24 protein-coding genes and 1 riboswitch are annotated in these 24,447 nt (G+C 50.7%); of the genes, 18 read left to right on the forward strand and 6 right to left on the reverse strand.

What is annotated here, in order from left to right; genetic code table 11:
• Position 1: 1 nt before the first annotated feature.
• On the reverse strand, positions 2 to 715 hold the full coding sequence (locus ACE99V_RS00770) for a molybdenum cofactor biosynthesis protein MoaE (protein ID WP_400489037.1): 714 nt from the start codon (positions 713 to 715) through the stop codon (positions 2 to 4).
• A gap of 175 nt (positions 716 to 890) precedes the next feature.
• On the opposite strand from ACE99V_RS00770, the gene moaA reads away from it, so the two are divergent.
• The 8 genes from moaA to ACE99V_RS00810 all read left to right on the forward strand — a co-directional run bounded on the left by moaA (position 891) and on the right by ACE99V_RS00810 (position 11,603).
• Complete coding sequence (gene moaA / locus ACE99V_RS00775; protein WP_400489038.1) at positions 891 to 1,898, forward strand: GTP 3',8-cyclase MoaA; 1,008 nt, start codon at positions 891 to 893, stop codon at positions 1,896 to 1,898.
• A 1-nt stretch (position 1,899) separates the two neighbouring features.
• On the forward strand, positions 1,900 to 2,382 hold the full coding sequence (gene moaC / locus ACE99V_RS00780; protein ID WP_400489039.1) for a cyclic pyranopterin monophosphate synthase MoaC: 483 nt from the start codon (positions 1,900 to 1,902) through the stop codon (positions 2,380 to 2,382).
• 808 nt (positions 2,383 to 3,190) lie between these two features.
• Positions 3,191 to 3,649 (forward strand): MarR family winged helix-turn-helix transcriptional regulator, encoded by a 459-nt coding sequence (locus tag ACE99V_RS00785; protein WP_400489040.1) that lies wholly within the window; start codon positions 3,191 to 3,193, stop codon positions 3,647 to 3,649.
• A complete protein-coding gene (locus tag ACE99V_RS00790) occupies positions 3,646 to 6,786 on the forward strand; it encodes an efflux RND transporter permease subunit (RefSeq protein ID WP_400489041.1) in 3,141 nt (1,046 codons plus the stop codon). The genes ACE99V_RS00785 and ACE99V_RS00790 overlap by 4 nt, the downstream gene beginning before the upstream one ends.
• A gap of 15 nt (positions 6,787 to 6,801) precedes the next feature.
• Positions 6,802 to 8,031 (forward strand): efflux RND transporter periplasmic adaptor subunit, encoded by a 1,230-nt coding sequence (locus tag ACE99V_RS00795; protein WP_400489073.1) that lies wholly within the window; start codon positions 6,802 to 6,804, stop codon positions 8,029 to 8,031.
• A 59-nt stretch (positions 8,032 to 8,090) separates the two neighbouring features.
• Positions 8,091 to 8,206: riboswitch (SAM riboswitch) on the forward strand.
• Between the two features lie 74 nt (positions 8,207 to 8,280).
• Entirely contained in the window at positions 8,281 to 9,456 is a 1,176-nt protein-coding gene (locus tag ACE99V_RS00800) for a pyridoxal phosphate-dependent aminotransferase (protein ID WP_400489042.1), read from the forward strand.
• 283 nt (positions 9,457 to 9,739) lie between these two features.
• Positions 9,740 to 10,210, forward strand: coding sequence for a hypothetical protein (locus ACE99V_RS00805; RefSeq protein WP_400489043.1), 471 nt, complete (start codon positions 9,740 to 9,742; stop codon positions 10,208 to 10,210).
• A gap of 187 nt (positions 10,211 to 10,397) precedes the next feature.
• Complete coding sequence (locus ACE99V_RS00810; protein WP_400489044.1) at positions 10,398 to 11,603, forward strand: aminotransferase-like domain-containing protein; 1,206 nt, start codon at positions 10,398 to 10,400, stop codon at positions 11,601 to 11,603.
• 129 nt (positions 11,604 to 11,732) lie between these two features.
• Here ACE99V_RS00810 and ACE99V_RS00815 read toward each other — a convergent pair whose 3' ends face one another.
• Complete coding sequence (locus tag ACE99V_RS00815; RefSeq protein WP_400489045.1) at positions 11,733 to 12,581, reverse strand: family 1 encapsulin nanocompartment shell protein; 849 nt, start codon at positions 12,579 to 12,581, stop codon at positions 11,733 to 11,735.
• Positions 12,582 to 12,613: 32 nt separating this feature from the next.
• Entirely contained in the window at positions 12,614 to 13,210 is a 597-nt protein-coding gene (locus ACE99V_RS00820; RefSeq protein WP_400489074.1) for an IMEF encapsulin system ferritin-like cargo protein, read from the reverse strand.
• 242 nt (positions 13,211 to 13,452) lie between these two features.
• Here ACE99V_RS00820 and ACE99V_RS00825 point away from each other — a divergent pair, with 242 nt between their 5' ends.
• Together ACE99V_RS00825 and ACE99V_RS00830 are read left to right on the forward strand one after the other, a co-directional pair.
• Entirely contained in the window at positions 13,453 to 13,734 is a 282-nt protein-coding gene (locus ACE99V_RS00825) for a DUF2325 domain-containing protein (protein WP_400489046.1), read from the forward strand.
• 63 nt (positions 13,735 to 13,797) lie between these two features.
• Positions 13,798 to 13,944: a hypothetical protein gene (locus tag ACE99V_RS00830; protein WP_400489047.1), complete on the forward strand. Its 147-nt coding sequence runs from the start codon at positions 13,798 to 13,800 to the stop codon at positions 13,942 to 13,944.
• 43 nt (positions 13,945 to 13,987) lie between these two features.
• Here ACE99V_RS00830 and ACE99V_RS00835 read toward each other — a convergent pair whose 3' ends face one another.
• Positions 13,988 to 14,704: a S1C family serine protease gene (locus tag ACE99V_RS00835; RefSeq protein ID WP_420997932.1), complete on the reverse strand. Its 717-nt coding sequence runs from the start codon at positions 14,702 to 14,704 to the stop codon at positions 13,988 to 13,990.
• Between the two features lie 230 nt (positions 14,705 to 14,934).
• Here ACE99V_RS00835 and ACE99V_RS00840 point away from each other — a divergent pair, with 230 nt between their 5' ends.
• The gene (locus tag ACE99V_RS00840; RefSeq protein ID WP_400489054.1) at positions 14,935 to 15,468 is read left to right on the forward strand and encodes a PadR family transcriptional regulator; all 534 of its coding nucleotides are present in this window, start codon (positions 14,935 to 14,937) and stop codon (positions 15,466 to 15,468) included.
• A gap of 256 nt (positions 15,469 to 15,724) precedes the next feature.
• On the opposite strand, the gene ACE99V_RS00845 is transcribed toward ACE99V_RS00840, so the two are convergent.
• Both ACE99V_RS00845 and yjcZ read right to left on the reverse strand, forming a co-directional pair.
• Positions 15,725 to 16,837: an aminopeptidase gene (locus ACE99V_RS00845; protein ID WP_400489055.1), complete on the reverse strand. Its 1,113-nt coding sequence runs from the start codon at positions 16,835 to 16,837 to the stop codon at positions 15,725 to 15,727.
• Positions 16,838 to 16,993: 156 nt separating this feature from the next.
• A complete protein-coding gene (yjcZ, locus tag ACE99V_RS00850) occupies positions 16,994 to 17,095 on the reverse strand; it encodes a sporulation protein YjcZ (protein WP_400489056.1) in 102 nt (33 codons plus the stop codon).
• A gap of 174 nt (positions 17,096 to 17,269) precedes the next feature.
• On the opposite strand from yjcZ, the gene ACE99V_RS00855 reads away from it, so the two are divergent.
• From ACE99V_RS00855 to cas7c, 7 genes are all read left to right on the forward strand, one after another.
• Positions 17,270 to 17,503, forward strand: coding sequence for a hypothetical protein (locus tag ACE99V_RS00855; RefSeq protein ID WP_400489075.1), 234 nt, complete (start codon positions 17,270 to 17,272; stop codon positions 17,501 to 17,503).
• Between the two features lie 154 nt (positions 17,504 to 17,657).
• Positions 17,658 to 18,056, forward strand: coding sequence for a hypothetical protein (locus tag ACE99V_RS00860; protein WP_400489057.1), 399 nt, complete (start codon positions 17,658 to 17,660; stop codon positions 18,054 to 18,056).
• Positions 18,057 to 18,232: 176 nt separating this feature from the next.
• Positions 18,233 to 18,562 (forward strand): bacillithiol system redox-active protein YtxJ, encoded by a 330-nt coding sequence (gene ytxJ / locus ACE99V_RS00865; protein ID WP_400489058.1) that lies wholly within the window; start codon positions 18,233 to 18,235, stop codon positions 18,560 to 18,562.
• Positions 18,563 to 18,799: 237 nt separating this feature from the next.
• A complete protein-coding gene (cas3, locus tag ACE99V_RS00870) occupies positions 18,800 to 21,058 on the forward strand; it encodes a CRISPR-associated helicase Cas3' (RefSeq protein WP_400489059.1) in 2,259 nt (752 codons plus the stop codon).
• A gap of 12 nt (positions 21,059 to 21,070) precedes the next feature.
• The gene (gene cas5c, locus ACE99V_RS00875; RefSeq protein WP_491624832.1) at positions 21,071 to 21,724 is read left to right on the forward strand and encodes a type I-C CRISPR-associated protein Cas5c; all 654 of its coding nucleotides are present in this window, start codon (positions 21,071 to 21,073) and stop codon (positions 21,722 to 21,724) included.
• Positions 21,725 to 21,728: 4 nt separating this feature from the next.
• On the forward strand, positions 21,729 to 23,525 hold the full coding sequence (gene cas8c, locus ACE99V_RS00880; RefSeq protein WP_400489060.1) for a type I-C CRISPR-associated protein Cas8c/Csd1: 1,797 nt from the start codon (positions 21,729 to 21,731) through the stop codon (positions 23,523 to 23,525).
• Between the two features lie 30 nt (positions 23,526 to 23,555).
• Complete coding sequence (gene cas7c / locus ACE99V_RS00885; protein ID WP_400489061.1) at positions 23,556 to 24,437, forward strand: type I-C CRISPR-associated protein Cas7/Csd2; 882 nt, start codon at positions 23,556 to 23,558, stop codon at positions 24,435 to 24,437.
• Positions 24,438 to 24,447: the final 10 nt, after the last annotated feature.

The raw sequence follows: 24,447 nt of genomic DNA on the forward strand, positions 1-24,447 counted from the left end.
CTCAACCCCTTTCGCGGAATGGAGGATCGATCGGGGCCAACGGATTCCACGGCCCTTGCTGGTGCCCTTTCCATTCGCTGCCGTCTTCCCAGATTTCTTTTTTCCAGATCGGGACAATCTGTTTCAGCCGTTCAATCGCATAGCGTCCGGCCTCAAAGGACTCGTTGCGGTGCGGTGTGGCGACGGCAATGACGACTGCTATCTCTTCTATCGCCAGTTCACCGATCCGATGGTGCATGGCCACCTGTACGCCCGGCCAGCGCTCTTCCATTTCCGCTGCAATCTGCTTCATTTTTTCCACGGCCATCGGTATGTATGCTTCGTACGACAGCGAGACGGTTCGCTGGCCGTGGGTGAACTCCCGGACTGTACCGACGAAGGTCAACACGGCTCCGGCGCGCGGATTGGAGACAAGATGGATCAGCTTGTCTGCGCTCAGCGGTTCCTGCGTGACGGCAAAGCGCGGTTCTTCCCCGCCGCTGACCGGCGGCAGAACCGCCACCTCGTCACCGGGGCGCACCGTTTGATCAGGGGCAGCAAACTCCTTGTTAATGGAAACAAAGCAGCTGTCAAGCAAGGGGGAGAGAGCGGGATACCTTTTGGCGATGGTATCGAGGAGCTCTCGAACCGTGATTTCCCCGTTCAGTTCCAAACGAATTTCCCGCTCGCCGGCCCGCTCGGCAAGGCCCGCAAATAACAATACATTCAGTTGCATAGTACCTCCTCGTTTCCCATTCATCATTCAAGCAGATCTCTCTTCTCAGACGATATCACAAACGGTTGGGAAGTGCCAAACGACAGAGAGGACAGACTGCATTTCTCCATTGATTTTATACACCTGCGAGGTTAAGGTTATAGAAAGAAGAAAGTGGGAAACGGAGGTGTTTTTCTTGACGAGTGGTCAACTGATCGACCGGTTCGGCCGACAACACGATTATCTGCGTATTTCCTTGACCGACCGCTGCAATTTGCGCTGTGTCTACTGTATGCCTGCCGAGGGGATGGAGTTTCAACCGCATGAGCAGATTCTTCGCTTTGAAGAGATCGTCGAGGTCGTGGAAGTAGCCGCCAGTCTGGGGGTGCGCCGATTGCGCCTGACGGGCGGCGAACCTCTGGTGCGCAGGGACGTGGAGAAACTGGTGGCAGTGCTTTCCGCCATCCCGGGAATTGAGGACATCGCGTTGACGACCAACGGCATCTATCTCGCGCAAAAAGCGGAGGCCTTGAAACAGGCGGGCGTGACGCGGGTCAACATCAGCCTGGACACGATGAAGCCCGACCGCTTTGCGATGATTACACGGGGGGGCGACCTGGATCGGGTGTTGGAGGCATTGGAAGCCAGCTTTGCGGTTGGTTTTTCCCCGATCAAACTGAATGTAGTATTAATGAAGGGAATGAACGATGACGAGATTGACGACTTCCTCCGCCTGTCGCTGGAGAGGCCCATTCACGTTCGTTTCATTGAATACATGCCAATCGGGCACGATGACGACGGATGGCGGGAAAAATACCTTCCGCTGTCCGCGGTGATTGATCGGGCAAAGGCGTTGGGGCTAACTCCCGAGAAAACGGAGAAGGTAAAAGGAAACGGTCCGAGTGAGGATTTCCGACTGCCGGGTGCGCGGGGAAGCATTGGACTGATCCACCCGGTGAGCGACCATTTTTGCGGAAACTGCAACCGGCTTCGGTTGACCGCCGATGGACACCTGAAGCCGTGCCTGTACTGGATCGACGAATTGAACGTGCGGCCGCACATCGGCGACAAGGAAGCGCTTCGCCAGTTGTTTTACCGCGCCCTGGCGATCAAGCCGGAAAACCACGAAATGGCTCAGGCGTTGGAACGACAGGCGCAGAGCCACACGCCGACGCTGCGGCGCATGTCGCAAATTGGAGGATAGCATGAACGATCAGCTGACGCATTTTAACGAGCAGAACCGTGCGCAGATGGTGGACGTTTCGGAAAAGGAAGTGACCAAGCGGGAGGCTCTCGCTCGGAGTCAGGTCAAAATGAAACCGGAGACTCTCAGCCGCATCCGGGCTGGACAGGTAGACAAAGGGGACGTGCTGGCGGTGGCCCAGGTAGCGGGGATCATGGCGGCCAAAAAGACCTGGGACATCATCCCGATGTGTCACCCGCTGCCGTTGACCGGGATTGACATCCGGTTCTCCTACGAAGGGGCCGATACGCTGGGTGTCGAGGCTGTCGTGAAGACAACCGGCAAAACCGGTGTCGAGATGGAGGCACTCACGGCAGCGACCGCCGCTGTGCTTACGGTTTACGACATGTGCAAGGCGATGGACAAGGATATGGTGCTTGGCCCCACCTACCTGCTCAGGAAGACAGGGGGAAAAAGCGGCGACTACCGCCGCAACGAGGAGTAATCACAGGAAAGAGAGGAGGCTGATTATTATAGAATGAACTGGTGGCTGGGGAAAACCAATGAAATAGATATAAAATAATAAAATGTTATACATTTTGAGACTGTCGAAAAAGGTATTCGTGTCTATTCGGGATCGATTCCTCCGCTCCGCTCGGCCCTCCTCCCCGCAGGGATGTGTCACTGTCCGCTCCGCGACGATTCGCGGGGGCAGCGTCAAAGTAGCATCGCTACGATATTGTTTCAGAGGTGACGCTGCGGATCCCCGCGCCCACCCCGCTCCGCTAGCGGGTCGTCACAGCTCGCGGGTAGCTGGAGAAATCGGTCCCTCACACATACATACGGGTTTGTCGACAGACTGAAAATGTTATACATTTTCTGATGAAAACAAAGAAAGGCTCTTACATTGTGTTTAGATCACAATATAAGAGCCTATTTTTAGTGTATAAGAATTTACAAATTTGGAAATCCCATACAGCCACTAGAGAAGTGTTCGGGGCCCCAGCCGACACCAGCGATCGCTTAAGTCGGCTGGGTTTTCTTATTTACGACGGGGATCGAGAGTTCATTATCGGTTGCTTTGTCAGCCTTTTTGTTTGCTCCACTTAACGGGCAGGAAAGTGTAGTAAGATAGGTGTAAATTGTTTTTAAGTCAAGGAGAGAGAGAATGTTTGCTGAATGGAAGGCGTGGGACGTGAGAGCCTTCCTTATTTTTTCCAATTATTTCACATCGTGTTCACGATTTATTTCTTGTCACGAAATATTTAGTGTGCAATAATTTTCGTGATGCGAAATGTTTGGGGTGGAAAAAAATGAAGCCATTACAGCGCATGTCAGCGCAGCTGAACGGAATGAATGAACTGTACATTGCCATTATCACGGAGGAACTGGCGCGCTGCGGTTTCACGATGCCGCAGCTGATTGTTCTGGACAAGTTGAAAGGCGGGCCGAAGACGATCGGCGAGATCAGTCAACTGGTGGACCTTTCGTACAGCACGGTTTCCGGCATTGTGGACCGCTTGGAACGAAACGGACTGGTCATTCGCAACCGGGATGATCAGGATCGGCGGATCGTCAGGGTCAGTCTGGCGGACAGTCTGCAGTCGCTGGAGGAAAAAATCCCCTGCATGAAAGAAGGATACTTTGAAAACCTGTTCGCGGGGATGACGGAGGAAGAGATGGAGAAATGCAGTGAAATTCTTGCCATGATTACAACGTATCTACAGAAACGGTGGGATATGCTGCAAAAGGGAGGTAAGTCATCGCCATGAATTTGTCCAGATTCTCAATTCAACGCCCCGTGACCATCTTCATGTTGTGCGTCGCCATCCTTATATTCGGATTTGTATCACTGCCGAAGCTGGCGGTCGAATTGTATCCGGAACTGAATCTTCCGGTAGCGGTTGTGGTGACAAGTGTCAACGGGGGCACGCCGGCAGAGGTGGAGAAGCTGGTTACCAAGCCCATCGAAGAAGCGCTTGGAACGGTGCCCAACGTGAAAACCATTACATCCAACTCGATAGAAGGAGCGTCCCAGGTCATCCTCCAGTTCAACTGGGGCGTTGACATGGATCAGGCTACGCTTAACATGCGGGACAAAGTGGATCAGGTACGAGGCCGCTTGCCTGATTCGGCCAATGCGCCGCGCATTCTCAAGCTGGACCCGAACGCTCAGCCGATCATGACGATGTCTTTGACCGGCGACGACGATGTTGTCAAGTTGAAGTCGTTGGCGGAAAACGTGATTAAATCGCGTCTGGAGCGAATTGACGGCGTTGCCTCCGTCGGCATTTCCGGGGGCAAAGAAAAAATCATTGAAGTGGTGTTGAACCCTGATCGCCTGGCGGCGTATGGCATCAGCATCGACCAGGTGCAGCAAGCGCTGATGGCGACCAACGTCTCCGGTTCCTCCGGGGCGGTTCGCCAAGGGGACACCAAGCTGAGTATTCGCGTACAGGGTGAATACGCCGCTGTAGCGGACATCGGCGAGACGCCGGTCCGCGTGCAAAACGGCAGCATCCCGCTGAGAGACATCGCTACAATCGCAGATACCTACGAAGAGGTTACGCAAAAGGCCTACCTGAACGGAAAACCCAGTGTAGGCATCAGCATCACCAAAGCGTCGGGCGGAAACACCATCGAAGTGGCCGACGCAGTCAAAAAAGAGCTGAAGTCGCTTGAGGCTGTCCTGCCCAAATCGGTGAAAGTGGACGTGATCAGTGACTCCTCTCAATTCATCAAGGATTCCATCTACACCGTAGGAGAACACGCGCTGATTGGCGGACTGTTTGCCATTGTCGTGCTGTACCTGTTCCTGAACAGTGCCCGTTCCATGCTGATCGTATCGATCGTGATACCGATCTCCATCGTGGCAACCTTCTGTCTGATGTATTTTACCGGACAAACCATCAACCTGATCTCGCTTTCCGGTCTGACTCTGGGTCTCGGTTCCCTGGTTGACTTTGCGGTCGTGATTCTGGAGAACATCTTTCTCTATCGCCAATCCGGAAAAAGCATGATGGAAGCCGCTCGTCTCGGTTCCAGGGAAGTGGGAACGGCGGTTATGGCGTCTGCTCTGGCGCAAATTGCGGTGTTCCTGCCGATCGTTTTCGTAGAGGGTCTGGCTTCCGAATTGTTTGGACCGCTCGCGCTTACGGTCGTGTATTCCCACATCGCAGCCTTGCTGGCGTCTTTGATGCTTGTGCCGATGCTCAGTTCGCGCTGGCTGAAAGAAGTGCCAAAGACGGAAGAAGAAGAGCTGGCCGGCTACAAAGGCTACAACCCGGTCGTGTGGTTTAACGTCGGTTTTAACAAGTTGGCAAAAGGCTACGGCAGACTGCTCGGATGGGCAATCAAGCACCGCAAAACCGTCTTTGCTGCAACCATTGCCCTGTTTGTCGGGGCCGTTGCCCTTACCCCGATGATCGGCGCGGAGTTTATTCCCAAGCTGGATCAAGGGAAAATTACCGTCTCGATCAGCATGCCAAACGGCACTGTTTTGAAAGAGACTGAAAAAGTAGTGGCACAGGTAGAAGATCGGGTCAAGGATCTGCCCGAATTGAAACAGTTGTATACCTCCATCGGATCCAGCGGCGGACCAGCCCTCATTGCCACAAGTACGTCAAACAAGGCCCAGCTGAATCTGACGCTGGTACCAAAGGAAAAACGCAGCGTTTCAACCGAACAGGTAACGGAGCAATTGCGCAAAGAATTGAGCAGCATTTCCGGTGCGGAAATCGAAGTGAAAGAGACGGATGAATCAGGAGGTCCGGCAGGTGCTGCACTTCAGGTCAGCCTTCGCGGGGATGATCTGGCCGTATTGGAAGATATCAGCTCGATTATCGAAGGCGAGATAAAACAGGTGCCGGGTACCCGCAATATTACGACCTCCCTGGAAGAGACTCGACAGGAGATTCAAGTCGTAGTCGATCCGCAAAAAGCAAGTCTGTACGGATTGACGACCAGCCAGATTTTGTCCAACGTCCGTACGGCATTTGATGGACAGACGGTAACCACCTTCCAGACCGGGGACGACCAGATTGATGTGAGAGTGATGCTGCCAAAAGCGTACCAGGATGATATTACCTATCTGCAGCAGCTGCGAATCCCGACGGCAAGCGGAGCGCAAATTGCGCTTTCTTCCGTAGCGGATATCGTGTACAAGGACGTGCCGCAATTGATCAAGCGGGCGAACCAGACGCGCGAGGTAACCATTTCCGGGGATATCGCCGGGCGAGACCTGCAATCCATCTCGCGAGACATTGAGGCGAAGCTCAGCGCATTGAAGCTGCCGGATGGTTACACCGTCGAGGTCGGCGGGCAGAGCAAGGACATGGCGGAGTCGTTTGGAAGTCTCGGCTTGGCGATCATCCTCTCGATTGTGCTGGTCTACATGGTCATGGCCAGCCAGTTTGAATCGCTGTTTACCCCGTTCATTATCATGTTCTCCATCCCGCCGACGTTTATCGGCGTCGTGGTCGGACTGTTTGTAACCGGAAAACCGCTTAGCGTTCCAGCTTTGATCGGTTACATTTTGCTGATCGGGATCGTCGTAAACAACGCGATTGTGTTGATCGACTATGTCAATCAGCTGCGGAAGCGCGGAGTGGATCGCGACGAAGCCATTCTTCAAGCAGGTCCGCGGCGTCTGCGTCCGATCTTGATGACCAGTTTGACGACGATTCTGGCCATACTGCCGCTTGCCTTTGGCGGCGGGGCAGGAAACGAGTCGCAGGCCCCGATGGCGATTGTCGTGGCCTTTGGTCTCAGCTTCTCTACGCTGATTACCTTGGTTTTGATTCCGGTCGTCTACACCTGGTTTGATGATTTGGGACGCAAGTTCAGGAATCGCAGACAAAAATGGAACCCAAAAACCTCTTCGGACGAAGAGATCGTAACGGTCGGATAGGAGGCGGAAGTGATGATGAAACTGAACAAAAGCAGTCTGGGGCTTTTGCTCTCCGTTGTGATTGTGCTTGCCGGCTGCACGGGGCAGCAGGCACCGGTTGAAACGGCAGAGCAAAACAAACCGGTACCCGTGCAAGTGGATACGGTGAAAAAAGGCAGTGTCGCCACACGGTCAGGTGTGACCGGCAAATTGGCTCCCAATCAGGAGGTGGCATTGACGCCAAAAGTGAGCGGGAAAATCGTACAGTTGAACGTCGCGTTGGGGCAGCAGGTTCAAAAAGGCCAGGTCCTGTTTTCACTGGACAAGAACGACCTGATGAACAGCGTACGTCAGGCGGAGGCGCAGTACCAGGTTGCGCTGGCCAACCTGAAACAAAGCGATGCCAATGCCGCCCAAAGCCTCCAGCAAGCGAAAAACGGATTAACCCAGGCCGAGCAGGGACTGAAGGACGCGCAGCGAAACGAGCAGCGCATGGCAGAGTTGTTCAACCAGGGAGCGATTTCCGCCCAACAGTATGAGCAGGCAAAGACGGCTCTCACCAACGCCCAGACTGCTTATGAGAACGCCAAACAGGCATTGGCAACGGCTCAGCAGCGCACGGGTGTGGCCGTGATGGAAGCGTCCGTGGAGCAGGCGCGGGTTGCCTTGCAAAACGCGCGGGAACAGTTGGCCAACACCACTGTGACCTCACCGATCTCAGGTTATGTGGCCGCTGTAAACGGGACGGTGGGAGAAATGGCTTCTCCGCAGCAACCGGTCGTGATCGTGGTCAATACCAATCCGTTGATCGTCAAGGCAAACCTCTCCGAAGCAGAGATTTCGTCTGTGAAACCAGGATCAAAAGTAACCGTGTCGCTGCCCGCCTTGAACAAGGACCTGGTAGGGACAGTGAAAGCAGTCAGCCCGGTCATGGATCCGACACTCCGCGCCTATCCGGTGGAGATCTCCCTTTCCAACCCGGACAATCAACTGAAAGCAGACATGGTTGTCAATGTGAAGTTTGGTCAGGAACAGACCAGCAGCGCCCTGATTGTTCCCCGCAAAGCGGTCTTCGACGAAAACGGCAAGCGCTTCGTGTATAGACTGGAAGGAACCATTGCCAAAAAGGTGGAAGTGACGACAGGGGAAGAATCCAGCGATCTGATCGAAGTGAAAACCGGGCTGGCCGTTGGCGACAAGATCGTTGTGAAAGGTCAAACCTTGCTGACGGACGGTACGACCGTTGAAATACAAGAGGGGGATTGACACGGCGTACACAACTCGCTAGTATGAAAATGGTTGCCACAACTAAAAAAAGAGTATTGAACTTATCCAGAGAGGTGGAGGGACTGGCCCGATGAAGCCCGGCAGCGGATCTGCAATGGTATGCGAATGCAGATGCTGTGCCAATTCCAGCAGGAGCATTCCTGACAGATAAGGCCGTGAGAAACAACTCAACCCCTTTTTCTGTAAGGAAAAAGGGGTTTTTAATCGTTACGAAAGGACAGAAGAATCATGCGCATTCAGCCCGCATCCATGGTCGACAGACTTCCGACACAGTTTTTTGCCACGCTGGTGGCCAAGGTAAACAAAGCGATTGCAGCCGGACACGACATCATCAACCTGGGCCAGGGAAACCCCGACCTCCCGACTCCGGCCCATATTGTCGAGGAGCTGCAGCAGCATGCAGCCTATCCGATTCATCATAAATACCCTCCGTTTACCGGACGGAAGGAATTGAAAGAGGCCATCGCCTATTGGTACAAGCAGGAATTTGACGTCGACCTGGATCCCGAAGAAGAAGTGGCGATCCTGTTCGGGAGCAAGACCGGACTGGTCGAGATCTGCCAGGTTCTGCTAAACCCGGGGGACGTCGCGCTGGTGCCTGATCCAGGCTATCCGGATTACTGGTCTGGTGTGGCCGTTGCTGACGGCCGCATGGTGATGATGCCGCTGCGGGAGGAAAACGCCTTTTTGCCGAATTACGGCGAACTGGCACAGGAAGACCTCGACAAGGCCAAGCTGATGTTTCTGAACTATCCCAACAATCCCACAGCGGTCAATGCGCCGTTCGAATTTTATGAAGAAACCATCCGTTTTGCCCGCAAGCATGAAATTGTCGTCTGCCACGATTTTGCCTACGGGGCGATCAGCTACGACGGGAAAAAGCCGGTCAGCTTCATGCAGGTACCGGGGGCAAAAGAGGTGGGCGTAGAGTTTTATACCCTCTCCAAAACCTACAACATGGCCGGCTGGCGTGTTGGAGCGATGGTAGGGAACCGGGAACTGGTGCGGCTGATTAATCTGATTCAGGACCACTACTTCGTCAGTCTGTTCGGCGCCGTGCAGATGGCTGCCGTCCGCGCACTGACTGACTCGCAGCAGTGCGTGCGCGATCTGGTGGCTGTCTACGAAAGCAGACGCAATGCCCTGTTCTCCAATCTGCAGCGCATCGGTTGGGAGGCGAAACCCTCGCAAGGCTCCTTTTTCGCCTGGCTGCCCGTCCCCAAAGGCTTCACGTCCGTCAGCTTTTCCGATCTGCTGCTGGAACAGGCCCATGTAGTCGTGGCCCCCGGTGTCGGCTTTGGACCGACCGGAGAAGGCTACGTCCGTGTTGCGCTATTGTCCACGGAACAGCGTCTGGCGGAAGCGGCGGAGAGGATTGAGAGATTGGGGATTTTTGTGAAATAAAAGGGAGAGACCGTCACGTGATGTAAAATGGACATCCCATACAGCCGCTAGAAAAGTGTTCGGGGCCCCGCCCGGCGCAGAAAGGGAACCCACTCGGCGAAGCGTTAGCTAACGCCGGGTGGTTTTTTTTTGGGCCTGTCTGCAATTCAAATTTTTGCCCATAGGCGCATATTATAATAAAAATCATTCTCACCGTTGACAGATAATGATTTTCATTATACGATAAATTCGGTAATGATAATTAGTCTCACCGGATTAGCTTTTACTCGGCAGGAGGGTACATATGCGCTATCAGATCAACGGTTACACGGACATGTACACGGTACTGGCAAACGAACGCAAGATTGGCGGCGCCATTGAAGCGGGAATGATCCGGCTGCGTTCCGGTGAAGAATTTGCCAATGTCGTTCTGACCCGTCTGGAGTTATCCGGCTCTCAGTTCTGCTCGATCGGTTTTGTCACCGCAGAGGGGAAACGGCTGATTGTTCACGTCAACGACGTAAGCATGATCTCTGACGCAAACCATGTCAACGTATGCGAACTGAAAAACGAACTGATGCGCGAGGAAAAAACTGCTGAACGTCTAAAGCGCCTGAAGCGCCTCTGTGAGCTGAACGAAGGCTGTGTAACCCTGCCGTTCCGTGAAGAAGCGCTCCTCTTGGTCGAAGATATCGGCTTTGAGACGGCTCGCCAGCACGTCGACCTCTCCTTTTTGCCGCAGGTGGAAAAAGCCCGCGTGTTCCGGATCGCATAAAGCCATGGAACAGACAACGATACAGGGAAGCCCTCACCGGGTTTCCCTTTCTGTTTTCGTTTGATTTGATGAAGGTTTCCATCGGCATAGAAAAAAACTATTGTCCCTATAGCTAGGTTAGATTGGACTTATTGATGTCGCAGTGATACAACATGTATAAGTTCTATCTAAAGGGAGAGCGGGAGATATGGAGTATTCATTTTCAAAAAATGTGGACGCATTAACCTCGTCGGCTGTTAGGGAAATCCTGAAGTTGACCCAGGGGAGCCAGGTGATCTCACTGGCAGGGGGATTGCCGGCCGAGGAGTTCTTCCCGATTGAGGCGATGCGGGATGCTTTTAATCGGGTGTTCGACGGAGGAAACAAATCGCTTCAATACGGGTTGACCGATGGCTATATACCGCTGCGGGAATGGATTGCGGCCCGCATGAAACAAAAGAACATGAACGTCGACCTTGCGAACATGATCCTGACCACCGGTTCGCAGCAGGCGGTTGACCTGTTATGCCAGGTATATCTGGACGAAGGCGATGTCGTCCTGGTGGAAAACCCCACCTATCTGGCGGCTCTGCAGTTGTTCCAGTTTCGGGGGATTCGGGCCGTGCCGGTAGAGGGTGACGCGGAGGGCATGGATCTGGACGACCTCGCAGCAAAAGTGAAGCAGTATCGACCGAAGATGGTCTATGTCGTACCGACGTTTGCCAATCCGACCGGCAAGGTGTGGAGCGTGGAGCGCCGACTCGGCCTTCTGCGGATCTGCCGTGAGAATCATGTGCTGATTCTGGAAGACGATCCGTATGGTGAGCTGCAGTTCGATTTGAGCGAAAGCTATCCGACCCTCTTTTCGTTGGATCAGCATCCCAACGGTTCAGCGGTGGTTTACACCAGCACGTTTTCCAAAACCGTGGCGCCGGCGCTGCGAACGGGCTGGGCGATTGGCGACGCCCAGGTGATTCAGACGATGGTGAGGGCGAAGCAGGCTGTTGACCTGCACTCCAGCTCCATCGACCAGATGGCGCTGTTTCAACTGTTGAACCACTTTGACCTGGATGCGCACATTGCGACCATTCGCGCAGCGTATCAGGAACGAATGCAGCTCATGGACGATCTCCTGTCACGGCAGGGGTGGACCGATATCAAGTGGAACAAGCCAAAAGGCGGGATGTTCTTCTGGATGGAGCTGCCCGAAGGCGTCAAAGCCGAAGAGATGCTGGTGCGGGCCGTACAGGAAGGAGTTGCGTTCGTGCCGGGGAGTCCGTTCTACGCGGAACAACCGAAGGCAAACACGCTGCGCCTGAACTTTACCCATACGAATCGGGAAAACATGATTCTCGCCATCGACCGCTTGTCCAAGGTCATTGGGGAGTTCTGCCAGAGTGTTGGGCAGCCATAATGGAAACAAAAAAGGCACTTACCGCTGCAGGTAAGTGCCATTCTTTTTTAGTAGATAACAATACAGCCACTAGAAAAGTGTTCGGGGCCCCAGCCGACACCAGCGATAGCTTACGTCGGCTGGGTTATATTACGCTTCCGTTTCTTCCAGTGTGCAAATTGCGCTGGGCCGCTTGATCCGCAAAACGACGCATTCATAGACGCGGAACAGGCTGTTCATCTGTTCGTCGCCCAAAAACGCCGTGTCGAAATCCTCGGCAATCGCCAGATCCAGGTTGTGGCGACCGGTTGCCACCAGTACGCCGGACCGCCCTTTGATCGTCGGAGACTGGTAGACTCCGTCCGTAACCAGATTGCGGACATGCTCGATCTCCAACACATTGGTGCCTTTGTGTACGCGATGGAGCAGCGAATACAGCTCAGGAGAGACGACCAAAGCGTACGGACCGCTGTGACCCATTTTCAGCAGCTTGTTGCGAGCTTCCACAATGTCGGCAAAAGCGTTCCCTGATTCCATCCAATCGCTTTTCAGATGAGTGAGGCGGCCTTTGACGTTCATCAGGCCCGGCAGGTCAAATTCCGGGGAACCATTGAAAATCAAATCGTCCTCCATCAATGCGCAGCCTGCCGCCGCATTTGCCGCCGCACTCATATCCAGCGGCATGCCCAGCGTCCGGGCCTGGGAAATATCACGCCAGTAAAGCACAAAATCCTTGTACAAGATCGGGATGGTCAGACTTACCCTGCGGCTCGGCTGAGTCAATTCCAGCGATTCACCGCGAAGGTTCAATCCGCCGAAGCGGGATTCGTCATAAATATCGTTGGTAATCGTTTGAATTCCCTCGCCCAAAGGCCCGTAGATGTCGATAAAGCGTCGTCCTACGAGTTGACGGCGGGCCATTTCGATGACGGTCTCATCCAGTTGACTCCATTCCCCTTGGGAAAGAGGGGAGTCGGGAAATTTACGGAGCTTGTCCATTTCACGTTCCTCCAATCATCTCTGTGTATTGGTTACCGGTGTTTCAGACTACCGACGGTCAATCCCTTTTTTCCCGCAGGTTCAGCAGAGGAGGGGAACATCTGCGGTTCAGCCGCAGGAGCGGACTCCTTGGAGGCCGATACCTTCAAATGGTCAACTTGATGGATCTCGTGGCCCTCGTCATGGTCGGTCAGATTGGCGTGATATACATCGGAAAATCTTTCGCTCAGCGTCGCCATGATTTCCTTGACGCGCAGATAGTCGTTCTGCGTTGCTTCACGCATGCGGTTCAGCAGCTGCCGCGTCTCTTCGTCCTGAAACTCGTACAAGGAGAGCTCCAGATGCTCCCGAAAATTGTGCAGTCCAAAACGCTCCAGATTAATGTCTGACAACAGACGGGAAAGTTCGCGGTCGCTCAGCTGTTCCGCCTTTTTATCCTCTGTCAGAGAGCCGAGGTAGGGGATGAGCTCGTTCAGTCGGCCGAGTCGCTGTTCCTCTTCTTCCAGAATGTGATGGTAGTACAGTTTGGAATGTTCATCCTGGGCGGAATCAATAATGGGTTGGATAATTCCCATGAACCGAGTGATAAATCCTTTGGTTTGATTAAAAATGGTGTAAAGCTGAGACATTTCCTGCACCCGAACTCCACCTCCTCGTAAAAGAATGTATCTTATATTATACCGTTGGAAAAATACACCGGGCAAGAAATATGTAAGTCTCTTCGTAGTTTGTGTCGTTGAGAAAAAGTTATCATGGGGAGTATTGTCAAAACCAAATGGGAATGATAATATTTATCAATAAGAGTGATATTCATTATCAATTGCTGAAAAAAATATACACCAGAAAAATCAGTGCAAGGAGGTATTTTTATATGTCAGCCATTCTCGTTATCGGTGGAGATCGTCTCGGCAACATCGTCGACTTGTTGCAGGAGCGGGGATTTGAGGAAATTCACCACGTGACCGGTCGGAAAAGTTCGCAAACGGGTGTGAAAATCCCCACCAGTGTCGATATGATTCTCGTTCTGACCGACTTCGTCAACCACAATTTGGCGAAAACCGTAAAAAGCCAGGCAAAGGAACGTTCTCTTCCCATTCTTTTCTGCAAGCGTTCATGTGCGGCCATAGCCAAGGCGTTTCGTCACAGTGCGTAAATCATACATAACGTCGGTTGAGGGCAGACTACAAACGAGTCCCACTCCACGGAGGAATGCCAAGTGAAAAAAAATCAGCTTGATGAACTTCCGATTGCGGCATTGACGGATGAACAGCTGAATCGCCTCAAGCAAGCGGAAGAGCAGTTAAACCGTGAAGGCAGCGAGGTATATCTGATTGCCTTTGAAAAACAAGCCCCGTCCCAATAGACGGGGGTATTTTTTTGGAGAGGAAAGCTCGACGGAAGCTTTTTTATTTGAAGACGAATTTCTCCAGCTGCTGTTTGAGCGCGTCAATGCCGATCGCAAAGCCGAGGCATTGACTGGATTGAATAATAAAGGCGTTGAGACCGACCACTTCCCCGTTCAAATTAATCAGCGGGCCGCCGCTGTTGCCCGGATTGATTGCGGCATCCGTCTGAAAAATCTCCTCGTACGTCCTTCTCGCCACCTGCAGACGACGATTTTTCGCACTGATAATTCCGGCAGTGACGGAGTTTTCCAAACCAAGCGGCGAACCGATGCTGATTACCCATTCGCCCACTTTGGTCTCGGACGATCTTCCCAAGGGCAGCGGTTGAAGCTTGAAATCGGTGTCTATCTTGATGACAGCATAATCCCGTTTGGGGTCACTCAGCACTCGCTTGGCTTCGAATACGCGGCCGTTGCACAGTTTCACGAGAATCGTCTTGGATTTGCCGACGACGTGTTCGCTGGTCAGGATGTACCCTTTGGGATGAAAGATAAATCCTGAGCCAAAGCTTCGCTCCGTCGGCAGCGGAATCTCTTGGGAGATCAAGCTGCGAATCAACTGGTCGATATTATGGGAATGAGGTGTATCTTCGGTGACGATGGAGACGACGCCATCCTTGACGCGCTCCACGATCGGGACAAAGAAGTTGAACGGGTGAAGACTGCTGCTCACAGGGTATTTATTTTTTGTGTAACTGGACCATTTTCTACTTTTCACCAATCTCTCCCCCTACAGCAGATAGGTATGTATCATTCTATGGCAGCGTCGGAGGGAAGGGACGCCCAAATTCTTAGACTGTTTTAATATCAATATTTTTGATTGATATAATAAAGAAATCACATTGGTATCCACATGCATTTCCACTTATAATGACGAAAGAGCCGAAATATTTTTTCAGATAAAGAGACAACTGGGCGAAATGATTTGTAATGGAGGAGCATAGAGAGATGGATGTCAAAACGATCATACTCGGTTTCTTGAGCTATGGTGAAATGAGTGGATACGATATCAAGCAGGCTTTTTCCAACAGCATCGGCTTCTTTTACGATGCCAGCTTTGGAGCGATCTATCCCGCGCTCCGCAAGCTCGAGGAAGAAGGTTACGTCACCAAACAGGAAATTATCCAGTCCGGAAAGCCCAATAAAATTTTGTATAAAATTACCGATGCAGGCCGTCAGCTGTTCCATCAGGAAATTCAAACCCCTATTTTGCCGCCGGTGCTTCGTTCCGACATGCTGGTGAAAATCTTCTTTGGCAGCAGTCGTACGCCTGAGGAACAAAAGGCGCTGCTGAATGCTTGTCTGGAAACACAGCGAAGAATGCTGACCCACAGCAAGGATTCCTTGCAAAAACTGGGGGATGGATTTGACCAATACCAACGGTTTTGCTGGGAATATACCATACACCACCTGGAAACCACGATCTCTTTTTTGGAGCAAAAAATACCGGGGCTTCTCGAGCAGCACGCTTGTACGCTGTAACATGCCTGCCGGACTGTCGCTTCCGCTGCGCCGCCGGTGAGCGATCACGCTGTCTGCAAATCATAAGAAAACCCACCCGGCATTAGCTATCCTCAACCCACTCGGCGGTAGCTATCGCTGAGCCGAGTGGGGTCCCTTTCTTCGCCGGGCGGGGCCCCGACCCCTTTTCTAGCGGCTGTATGGGATGTCCAAATTTATAAATTCTTATACACTAAAAAAGCGAAAAGACGTCTTCGTCTTTTCGCTTTTTTCGCTGCTACTTCAGGTTTTCCGGATTGAGACATTCTAGTTCGGGAACGACAAAACGGCCGTCTTTTCGGATCAGGCGGTCGTCGAAGTAGATTTCCCCGCCGCCCCACTCCGGACGCTGGATGCAGACCAGATCCCAGTGAATGGAGGATTTGTTGCCATTGAACGCTTCATCATAAGCCTGGCCAGGTGTGAAATGGAAGCTGCCGTCAATCTTCTCGTCAAACAGGATGTCCTTCATCGGGTTTTGGATGAACGGATTGACGCCGATCGCAAATTCACCAATGTAGCGGGCGCCTTCATCCGTATCAAACACATCGTTGATGCGGGCGGTATCGTTGGCGGTAGCTTCCACAATTTTCCCGTCCTTGAAGGTCAGCTTGATATTGTCGAAGGTAAAGCCTTGATACGGAGACGGCGTGTTGTAGCTCAGGACGCCGTTGACCGAATCCTTCACCGGAGCGGTAAAGACCTCTCCGTCCGGAATGTTGTTTTCGCCGGCGCACTTGATGGCTGGGATCCCTTTGATGGAGAACGAAAGATCGGTTCCTGGGCCTGTGATGCGTACCTGGTCGGTTGCTTGCATCAGCTCCACCAGGTTGTCCATTGCTTTGGACATTTTGCTGTAATCGAGGGTGCACACCTTGAAGTAGAAGTCTTCGAAGGCCTCCGTGCTCATGTTGGCAAGCTGAGCCATGGACGCGTTGGGGTAACGCAAAACGACCCATTTGGTTTCGGGGACGCGCACGTCCAGTACGGGCCGCTGCAGCAGCGTAGAGTGCAGCTTCATCTTGTCTCCGGGGACATCTGCGTATTCATTGATGTTATCGCCGCCGCGAATGCCGATATAGCAGTCCATCTTTTTCATGAAGGAAACGTCTGCTTCCCTCATGACAGCCAGCTGCTCTTCCTTGAAGCCGAGCATCAGCTCCCGCTGAACTAGCGGGTTAATCAATTGAACATAGGGATTGCCTCCTGCCTCGTACACCTTGGGGATCACGGCACGAACCAGATCGGTTACTTCTCCTATCGCGTAAATCAGGACGTTTTCGTTCGCTTGCACGCGCGTGGAGTAATTGACCAGCACGTCAGCCAGTTTTTCTAATCGGGGATCTTTCATGGATGCTTATGTACCTCGCTTTCGTCGATTCCTTCCTATTTTACACAGAAAAAAGAAAAAAAAGCTACCCGGGGACACAAGGGTAGCCGTGCGGCAGAACGCGCAACAGGATTCGGTGTTAATATATATGCGTGCACTCCTTAAAATGTTAGCTTATCAATGATTATTTTCACACGCACAAGCTACGATGACCAGCAGGATAAACAGGATCAATACAAGTGTAAAATCGTCGAAGTCACCGTTAAAGATGCTGCTCATGAATGAACATCCTCCTTCGTTATTTAAGCCTCTTGTGCTTACATCCATAACATATGGGTTTTCGCACAGGGGCGTAACGGCATATGCCTATTTTTCAAATGTTTATTATTCAGAAAATCAGGAAAAGCTAGAGGATACAAGAAGACTATGGCAAAACGAAAGGACGGCAATTATATGCGCAGAGCGATTTCCGCATCGCAGCATCAATTTCTCTCCATTACCATCAACGTCGGGGAAGACTTTAAGTCCATTGCCTGGAAGGCGCAATACGACATGGATTTTAATACGGAATGTCTGTTTTGCTTTTCCGAACGGATTACCGGATACCGCGTGGAAGACGAACGAGGGCAAACCGGTAAAGTGGCGGTCTGTCCGCATTGCGAGAAGGTAAACGCGATTTACGCCTGATGAAGGCAGAAAGAGCCCCGCCCAGACTTTTTCGGGCGGGCTTTTTGCATGGAATGGAACTGTATCCACCATGTACCACCTCACGGCAAGCAGGAGTGAAACAGGTTGGCGCGAATATAAGTAGGGGTATACATAGTGGATAAGAGGTGAACTCATGCATAAGAAATGCAGCCGCTGTGGGAAAGACATGCACATCATGCTGCGAAACGTCGTGTACCGCAACCGCGTGAAGATTCTCAATGTGCCGGTTCATGTATGTGAGGATGACTGCTGTGCCCACTCTCAGGTCGTAGAGGTGATCAAGGACGATCTGAAAACGTTGATGGAAGAACTGGGCCAGAATCCAGAGCGACAGGCGATTGAATTTGAAGAAGTGTCAGAGTTATCCAATTTGCTCGTATTGGTCGTAAAAGAAGGAGAAGAATCGGCCATGCGAGGTGTCGTGGAAGAGAAGGTAGATGAACTGCTCGATCTGTTCCTGCTGGCGCAATCGCTGGGGGACCAGAACTGGATGCGGGAGCTTCGCCAGCGTCTGACCAAAATCATGATCTAGTGTTATCAGAGGGGTGTCCTCGCTGCGAGGACACCCCTTTTTTCCTCGTGTGGGAAAGGTAAGTTGGGGGAGGAGGAGCAGGTGAGACACTTGGAGGGTACTGGGCGCGTGGACTTCCAGGCGGTTTTTCCGTATACTGAAAACCAGTGAAACAGGAAGAGAGGAGTTGAGGCCAGATGGCTGACACCGTTCAACTGCACTCCGTAGAGGAACTGAATCAATTTATCCAGGCAGGAGGCAAACGCCTGCTGTTTAAACACAGCACGATCTGCCCGATTAGCGCCACGGCGTATGAGGAGTTTCAAGCGTTTTTGCGTGAACAAGAGATGCCGGCGGCTGTGATTCTCGTACGGGAAGACCGTCCCGTCTCCAATGAAGTGGCCGACCGCTTTCAAATCAAGCACGAGTCGCCGCAAATTTTTCTGCTGGAAGACGGTGCGGTGAAATGGCATACGTCTCACTGGAAGATCACCAAGGACGCGATTGCAGAAGCGATGAAGGAATAAGGAAAGAGGCTCTCTCCGATAGTCGGAGAGAGTTTTTTAATTGAATTTAACTTTATTACAGCTTCCGATAATAACATGTCGAGTAAAGCGCCTCCTTGATAATAGAACAGAATAGAAAAGAAGGAAAAATATTCTAAATGGTCGAAACGTGTAAACAAACGAACTTACATCAATAAAACGTGAAGGGTTGATAGAGATAATCGATTTGGCTGGTGATTTGACGGGGGGAGCCGTAATATGTCCATGAACTTCTATGCTCACACTAGAGATGACAATCAATTTCAAATGTTGAAAGATCATCTTCAAGGTGTCGCTAGTCGAAGCATGCAATACTCAAATATTTTTGGTGCCGGGTATTTGGGGTATTTAGCTGGAATTCTGCATGATATTGGCAAGTACTCATCAGAGTTTCAACAACGCATTCGAGGTAGTCAAATTCGGGTCGATCATTCAACGGCAGGGGCACAGTGGATTGTCAAAGATGAAGTGGTTCGCGAATATTTGGGAAAAACCAATCTGGATCGTTATTTGGCCAGATTAATTGCACATGCAATATCCGGCCATCACGGCGGGTTAAAAAACTATGGAACAGTCGATGAAGAAGGAACTTTGAAGTGTCGGCTGGCAAAAGAAGATATTAAGGATTGGTCATCTGCCTGGAAGGAAATTGAAATTGCGAAACAGGATTGGCATGCAGAGAAAGCGGCTCTCGTTTCTGGCTGGAATAAGGACCATCCGACATGGAGTTACAGCTTTCTTGGAAGAATGCTCTACTCTTGCCTGGTTGACGCGGATTCGATCGACACCAGAGATTACTGTAATGGTGTGGATCGTGAAATAGTAAAGACAAAGCAACCGCTTTCTATCACTGAATTGCAAACTAGGTTTAACGAATATATGTCGAAAAAACTGGAACATATTACGGATACCCCCATCAATCAAAAGCGGAGACAAATTCTCGCTGCTTGTCAGCGTCAGGCCGACGCAACACCAAGGATGTTTTCTTTAACCGTTCCAACCGGCGGCGGCAAAACGTTATCCTCATTAGCTTTTGCTCTGCGACATGCAGTCAAGTTTGGCAAGCGCAGAATTATTTATGTTATCCCGTTCACCAGTATTATCGAGCAGAATGCCGAGCAATTTCGCGCCGCACTTGGAGAAGATGCCGTTTTGGAACACCACAGTAATTTTTCTTATGAAGAATATGAGGAAAACTATGGAAGTGATGACGTTCGCCGTTTAAAACTAAGTGCCGAGAATTGGGATGCACCTGTAGTTGTAACCACTTCTGTGCAATTTTTCGAATCGCTGTTTTCCAATCAACGCAGCAAATGCCGGAAGCTGCACAACATTGCGAATTCTGTGATTATCCTTGACGAAGTGCAGAGCACACCGAGAGGGTACATGAAGCCTTGTTTACAAGCTCTTGGGGAATTGGTCGAATCATACGGATGTACAGTTGTTCTCTGCACGGCGACGCAGCCATCGTGGCAAGGGCTGGGCGTGCAGGTAACGGAAATTATGGATACCCCTGCACCCTCCGAGTTGATGGATGTTTTTAAGCGTGTAGAGGTTGTGGTGCACGGGAGCAATACGGAGATTGTGCCAGACCGTCAAATTGTCGAATGGATGGAGGAGACCGAACAAGTTCTCTGTATTGTGAACACGCGAAAGCATGCAAAAATATTGTTTGATGAGTTGGCAAATCGTAATGTGGAGGGACTTTACCATCTGAGCGGCCGACTTTGTGCGAAACACCGGTCGGATATCCTGGCTGAAGTCCGTGCGAGCTTGCACAATCAGTCACCTTGCAGATTGGTATCAACTCAACTAATCGAGGCAGGCGTAGATGTGGATTTTCCGCAGGTATTGCGTGCTTACGCGGGATTGGATTCGATCGCGCAGTCGGCGGGACGCTGCAATCGGGAAGGCCGTAGAGAGTCCGGGAAAGTGATGGTATTTTACCCGGAGAAGCACGGTATGCCTTCAAAAGGCTGGATGAGAGAGACGGCGACAGAAGCGCAAAATACGATGATGTATCGGAAAGAGCCTCCGTTATCTTTAGCGTGCATCGAAAACTATTTTGAGCGGATACATGGAATCTGTGATGGCAGGGTGGAGGAAATCACAGATTCGGAAAAGATCATGAATCTGTTGAAAAGCAAAAAAGGCAATCTGGAAATCCCATATCAGGACATTGCGGATAAATTCAAGTTTATTGATGGAAACATGCAGACGATCGTGGTTCCTTATGATTCCAACGCTGAAGTCTTGATCGAGAAACTTTCGGCAAGCCCTTACCCGTTGAGCGCAATGCGTCAATTACAGTCGTATACGGTACAAATTTATCAGCATGAATTCATGGAATTCCAAAGAAACAATCTGTTAAGGAACGTCGAAGGGGTCCTGTTGCTGCTTGAAAAATCTTACTATCATCCGCAGACGGGATTATTGGCGGCAACTGATTCGCCAGAGGTTGAAACGCTTATATTTTAAAAGGGAGTTGATATGATGGGGTATGGAATAAAATTGCGAGTTTGGGGGGAGTACGCATGTTTTACCCGTCCCGAGATGAAGGTGGAACGGGTTAGCTATGATGTGATGACTCCCTCGGCTGCTCGCGGCATTCTTGAAGCCATTCATTGGAAGCCGGCGATCCGCTGGGTCATTGATCGGATTCATGTCGTGAATCCGATTCGATTCGAAAATATCCGCAGGAATGAAGTAGAGTCCAAAGCTTCTTCAAAGAAGAAAGGAATCTATGCGGCAGAGGAACGACAGCAACGGGCGTCTATGGTGTTGCGAAATGTTCAATATATCATCGAAGCCCACTTTGAGATGACCGAGCGACGAGGAGAAGAGGATACGCCGGAGAAGCATTATAACATCTTTTTACGGCGAGTAAGGAAGGGACAATGCTTTCATCGACCTTACCTTGGCTGCCGGGAATTTCCGGCGAATTTTGAATTGCTGGAAGATAGTGCGGGTACTTTTACATACGAGAATGTTCATCCTGGCGATGTTGATTTAGGTTATATGCTGCTGGATCAAACCTTTCACATGGATATGAAGGGCGATACGAAAGAAGTCTTCCCGCATTTCTTTCGCGCCCGGATGGTGGACAGTGTGATTGAAGTGCCTGCCTTGGCTGACGGGAGGTGACCCGATGATTTTACAGGCGTTGAACCGCTATTATCAGTTGCTGTTGGAAAGAGAAGGCGACAGTATGCCGAGAGAGGAGTACTCGTCAGCCGATGCGTCTTTTGAAATTCATTTGGACGAAAGAGGGCATGTTGTAGCTGTTATCCCGTATGTAAATGAGAAAGGAAAGGTAGAGAAACAGACCTATAATGTACCCAAACAAGTTAAAAGGGCTGGCTCTGGAATCAATCCCTATTTTTTGTGTGATAAAGCAGAATATTTGTTTGGCTCCGCTTTATCTATGCGTGAGACATGTAGAGATGGAATGAGGAGTTTATGGAGAGATGTATTAGATAACACAAGTACTGAATCGGCTGAGATTAACGCACTGCGTTCTTTTTTAGACTTTACGAGTGAACAGTTGTCGGATCAGCTTCACAGTTTAATTGATGACAATTTACAAAAATCGTTAAGTAGTGGAGGTCTTTGTGTTCTAAAGTACGCACCAACAGGCAAATTTTTTCATGAAGATCGACATATTCAAAGAGCTTGGGAGAACTACCACAACCAATTGCGCGGGGAAGAATCCGGCGAAAGGGCTCAGATGTGTTTAATATCTGGAGAGCAAACGCCAGTCCATCAAATTGCCCGTCTACACCCCAGCATCAAAAATGTTGTAGGCGCACAATCCTCTGGTGCGGCTATCGTTTCGTTCAATATCGCTTCTTTCTGTTCTTATGGACGTGACCAATCATATAATGCACCTACTTCTCAAAAAGCTGCCGATGCCTATGGATATGTGCTAAACAAGTTTTTGGCCGATCCGAAGCATAAAGTGCGGATGAATGATACCACGGTGGTTTTTTGGGCAGAATCAGCCACTTCTAATGAGCAGGACTTGTTGTCCAGTTTATTTCAGGATTTTCAAGAGGAAGAGGATACCTCACATCCGGATGAAGAGAGCGTTAGAGCACGCGTGAAAAGTGCGGTTACGCGTATTCAACAAGGTCAACAATTCAGAGACACATTTCATGATCTGGATGCAGATACGAAGTTTTATGTTTTGGGGCTATCCCCCAATGCGGCGAGATTATCGGTTCGTTTCTGGTACACAGGAACTTTGGGGGAGATTGGAGAGCGTATTTGGTGGCACTATAAGGATTTGTCCATTATCGGACTGGACCGCAGCCCAACCATTCGAGAATTGCTGCGCGAAATTGCCGTTGGTCACGATTGGGGGAATATCCCTCCAAACATGGAAGGTCAAATGCTTCGATCCATTTTGCTCGGATTGCCTTATTCGCGGGCGGTATTTGCCCAGTTGATGAATCGAATTCGATCCGAATCCGATGATCCCAAGAAAGGTTTGCACAAGATTGGCGCAGTCCGTGCAGCCATGATCAAGGCGTATTTACTTCGTCAGCTTCGTGCAAGTAAAAATACAGTGGAAGGGGAAATCACAATGGCACTGAATGAACAATCTACGAGTGTTCCATATCATTTGGGAAGGTTGTTCGCATGTTTGGAAAAAACACAGGTGAGCGCTTTGGGGCAAGGGATTAACGCCACGATACGCGACCGTTTCTGGGGGGCGGCGTCAGCTACGCCTGCCAACGTGTTTCCGCGATTGTTACGTTTGACTCAGCACCATATCGCCAAGGACGAAGAATGGGGGAGAAGCAATGACCAGCGCATCCAGGAAGTGATGAACGCATTGCCGCAACAATTTCCCAAACGGTTGACATTAGAAGAACAAGGGATGTTTGCGCTTGGCTATTATCATCAAAGACAAGACCTGTACACGAAAAAATCGGAAAAGTAGTCAAAAACTTACGAAAAGAGGGATAATAAGATGAGTGAAAAAAAGGCACTGACGAAACGATATGAGTTTGTGCTGTTGTTTGATGTCGAGAACGGCAATCCAAATGGCGATCCAGATGCCGGGAACTTGCCCCGGCTGGATGCAGAGACAGGTTGCGGACTGGTCACGGATGTATGCATCAAACGCAAGGTACGTAATTATGTGGAGCTTGCCAAAAGCGGAGAACCGTCATTTGAAATCTACGTGAAAGAAGCGGCGGTCTTGAATAATCTGAACAAGGAAGCATTCGAAAATAATCCGGATATTGAATTGAAGGAAAATAAAGCGGATAAGATGGAAGCGAAGAAAAAAGAAGATCAACTAACGCTGGCACGTTGGATGTGTAACAAGTATTATGACATACGTGCATTTGGCGCTGTGATGACAACAGGAGTGAATTGTGGTCAAGTTCGGGGACCCATCCAATTCAGTTTTTCCAAAAGCATTGACCCGATTGCACCACAGGAAATAACAATCACACGGATGGCTGTCACGAATGAGAAAGATGCGGAGAAAGAGCGTACGATGGGTAGGAAAAGTATTGTTCCTTATGGACTTTATCGTATGGAAGGGTATGTGTCGGCACCGTTAGCGAATCAGACCAATTTTGGCGAAGAAGACTTGGAAGTGCTATGGTCGGCGTTACTAAATATGTTTGACCATGATCGATCCGCTTCTCGGGGAAAGATGGCGACTCAAAAACTGATCGTCTTTGAACACGCGACACCTTTAGGCAATGCGCCTGCGCATAAACTGTTTCAATTGGTAAAGGTTGCACGTAAATCGGGCATTGATATTGCGCGCTCCTTCGACGATTATGAAGTGTTGATCGGAGAGGCTCCACAAGGAGTTACGATTGACGAAAAATTGTAGGTTACTGGTA

This window comes from Brevibacillus soli (genome assembly GCF_044759095.2).
Lineage (GTDB): Bacteria > Bacillota > Bacilli > Brevibacillales > Brevibacillaceae > JBIYSM02.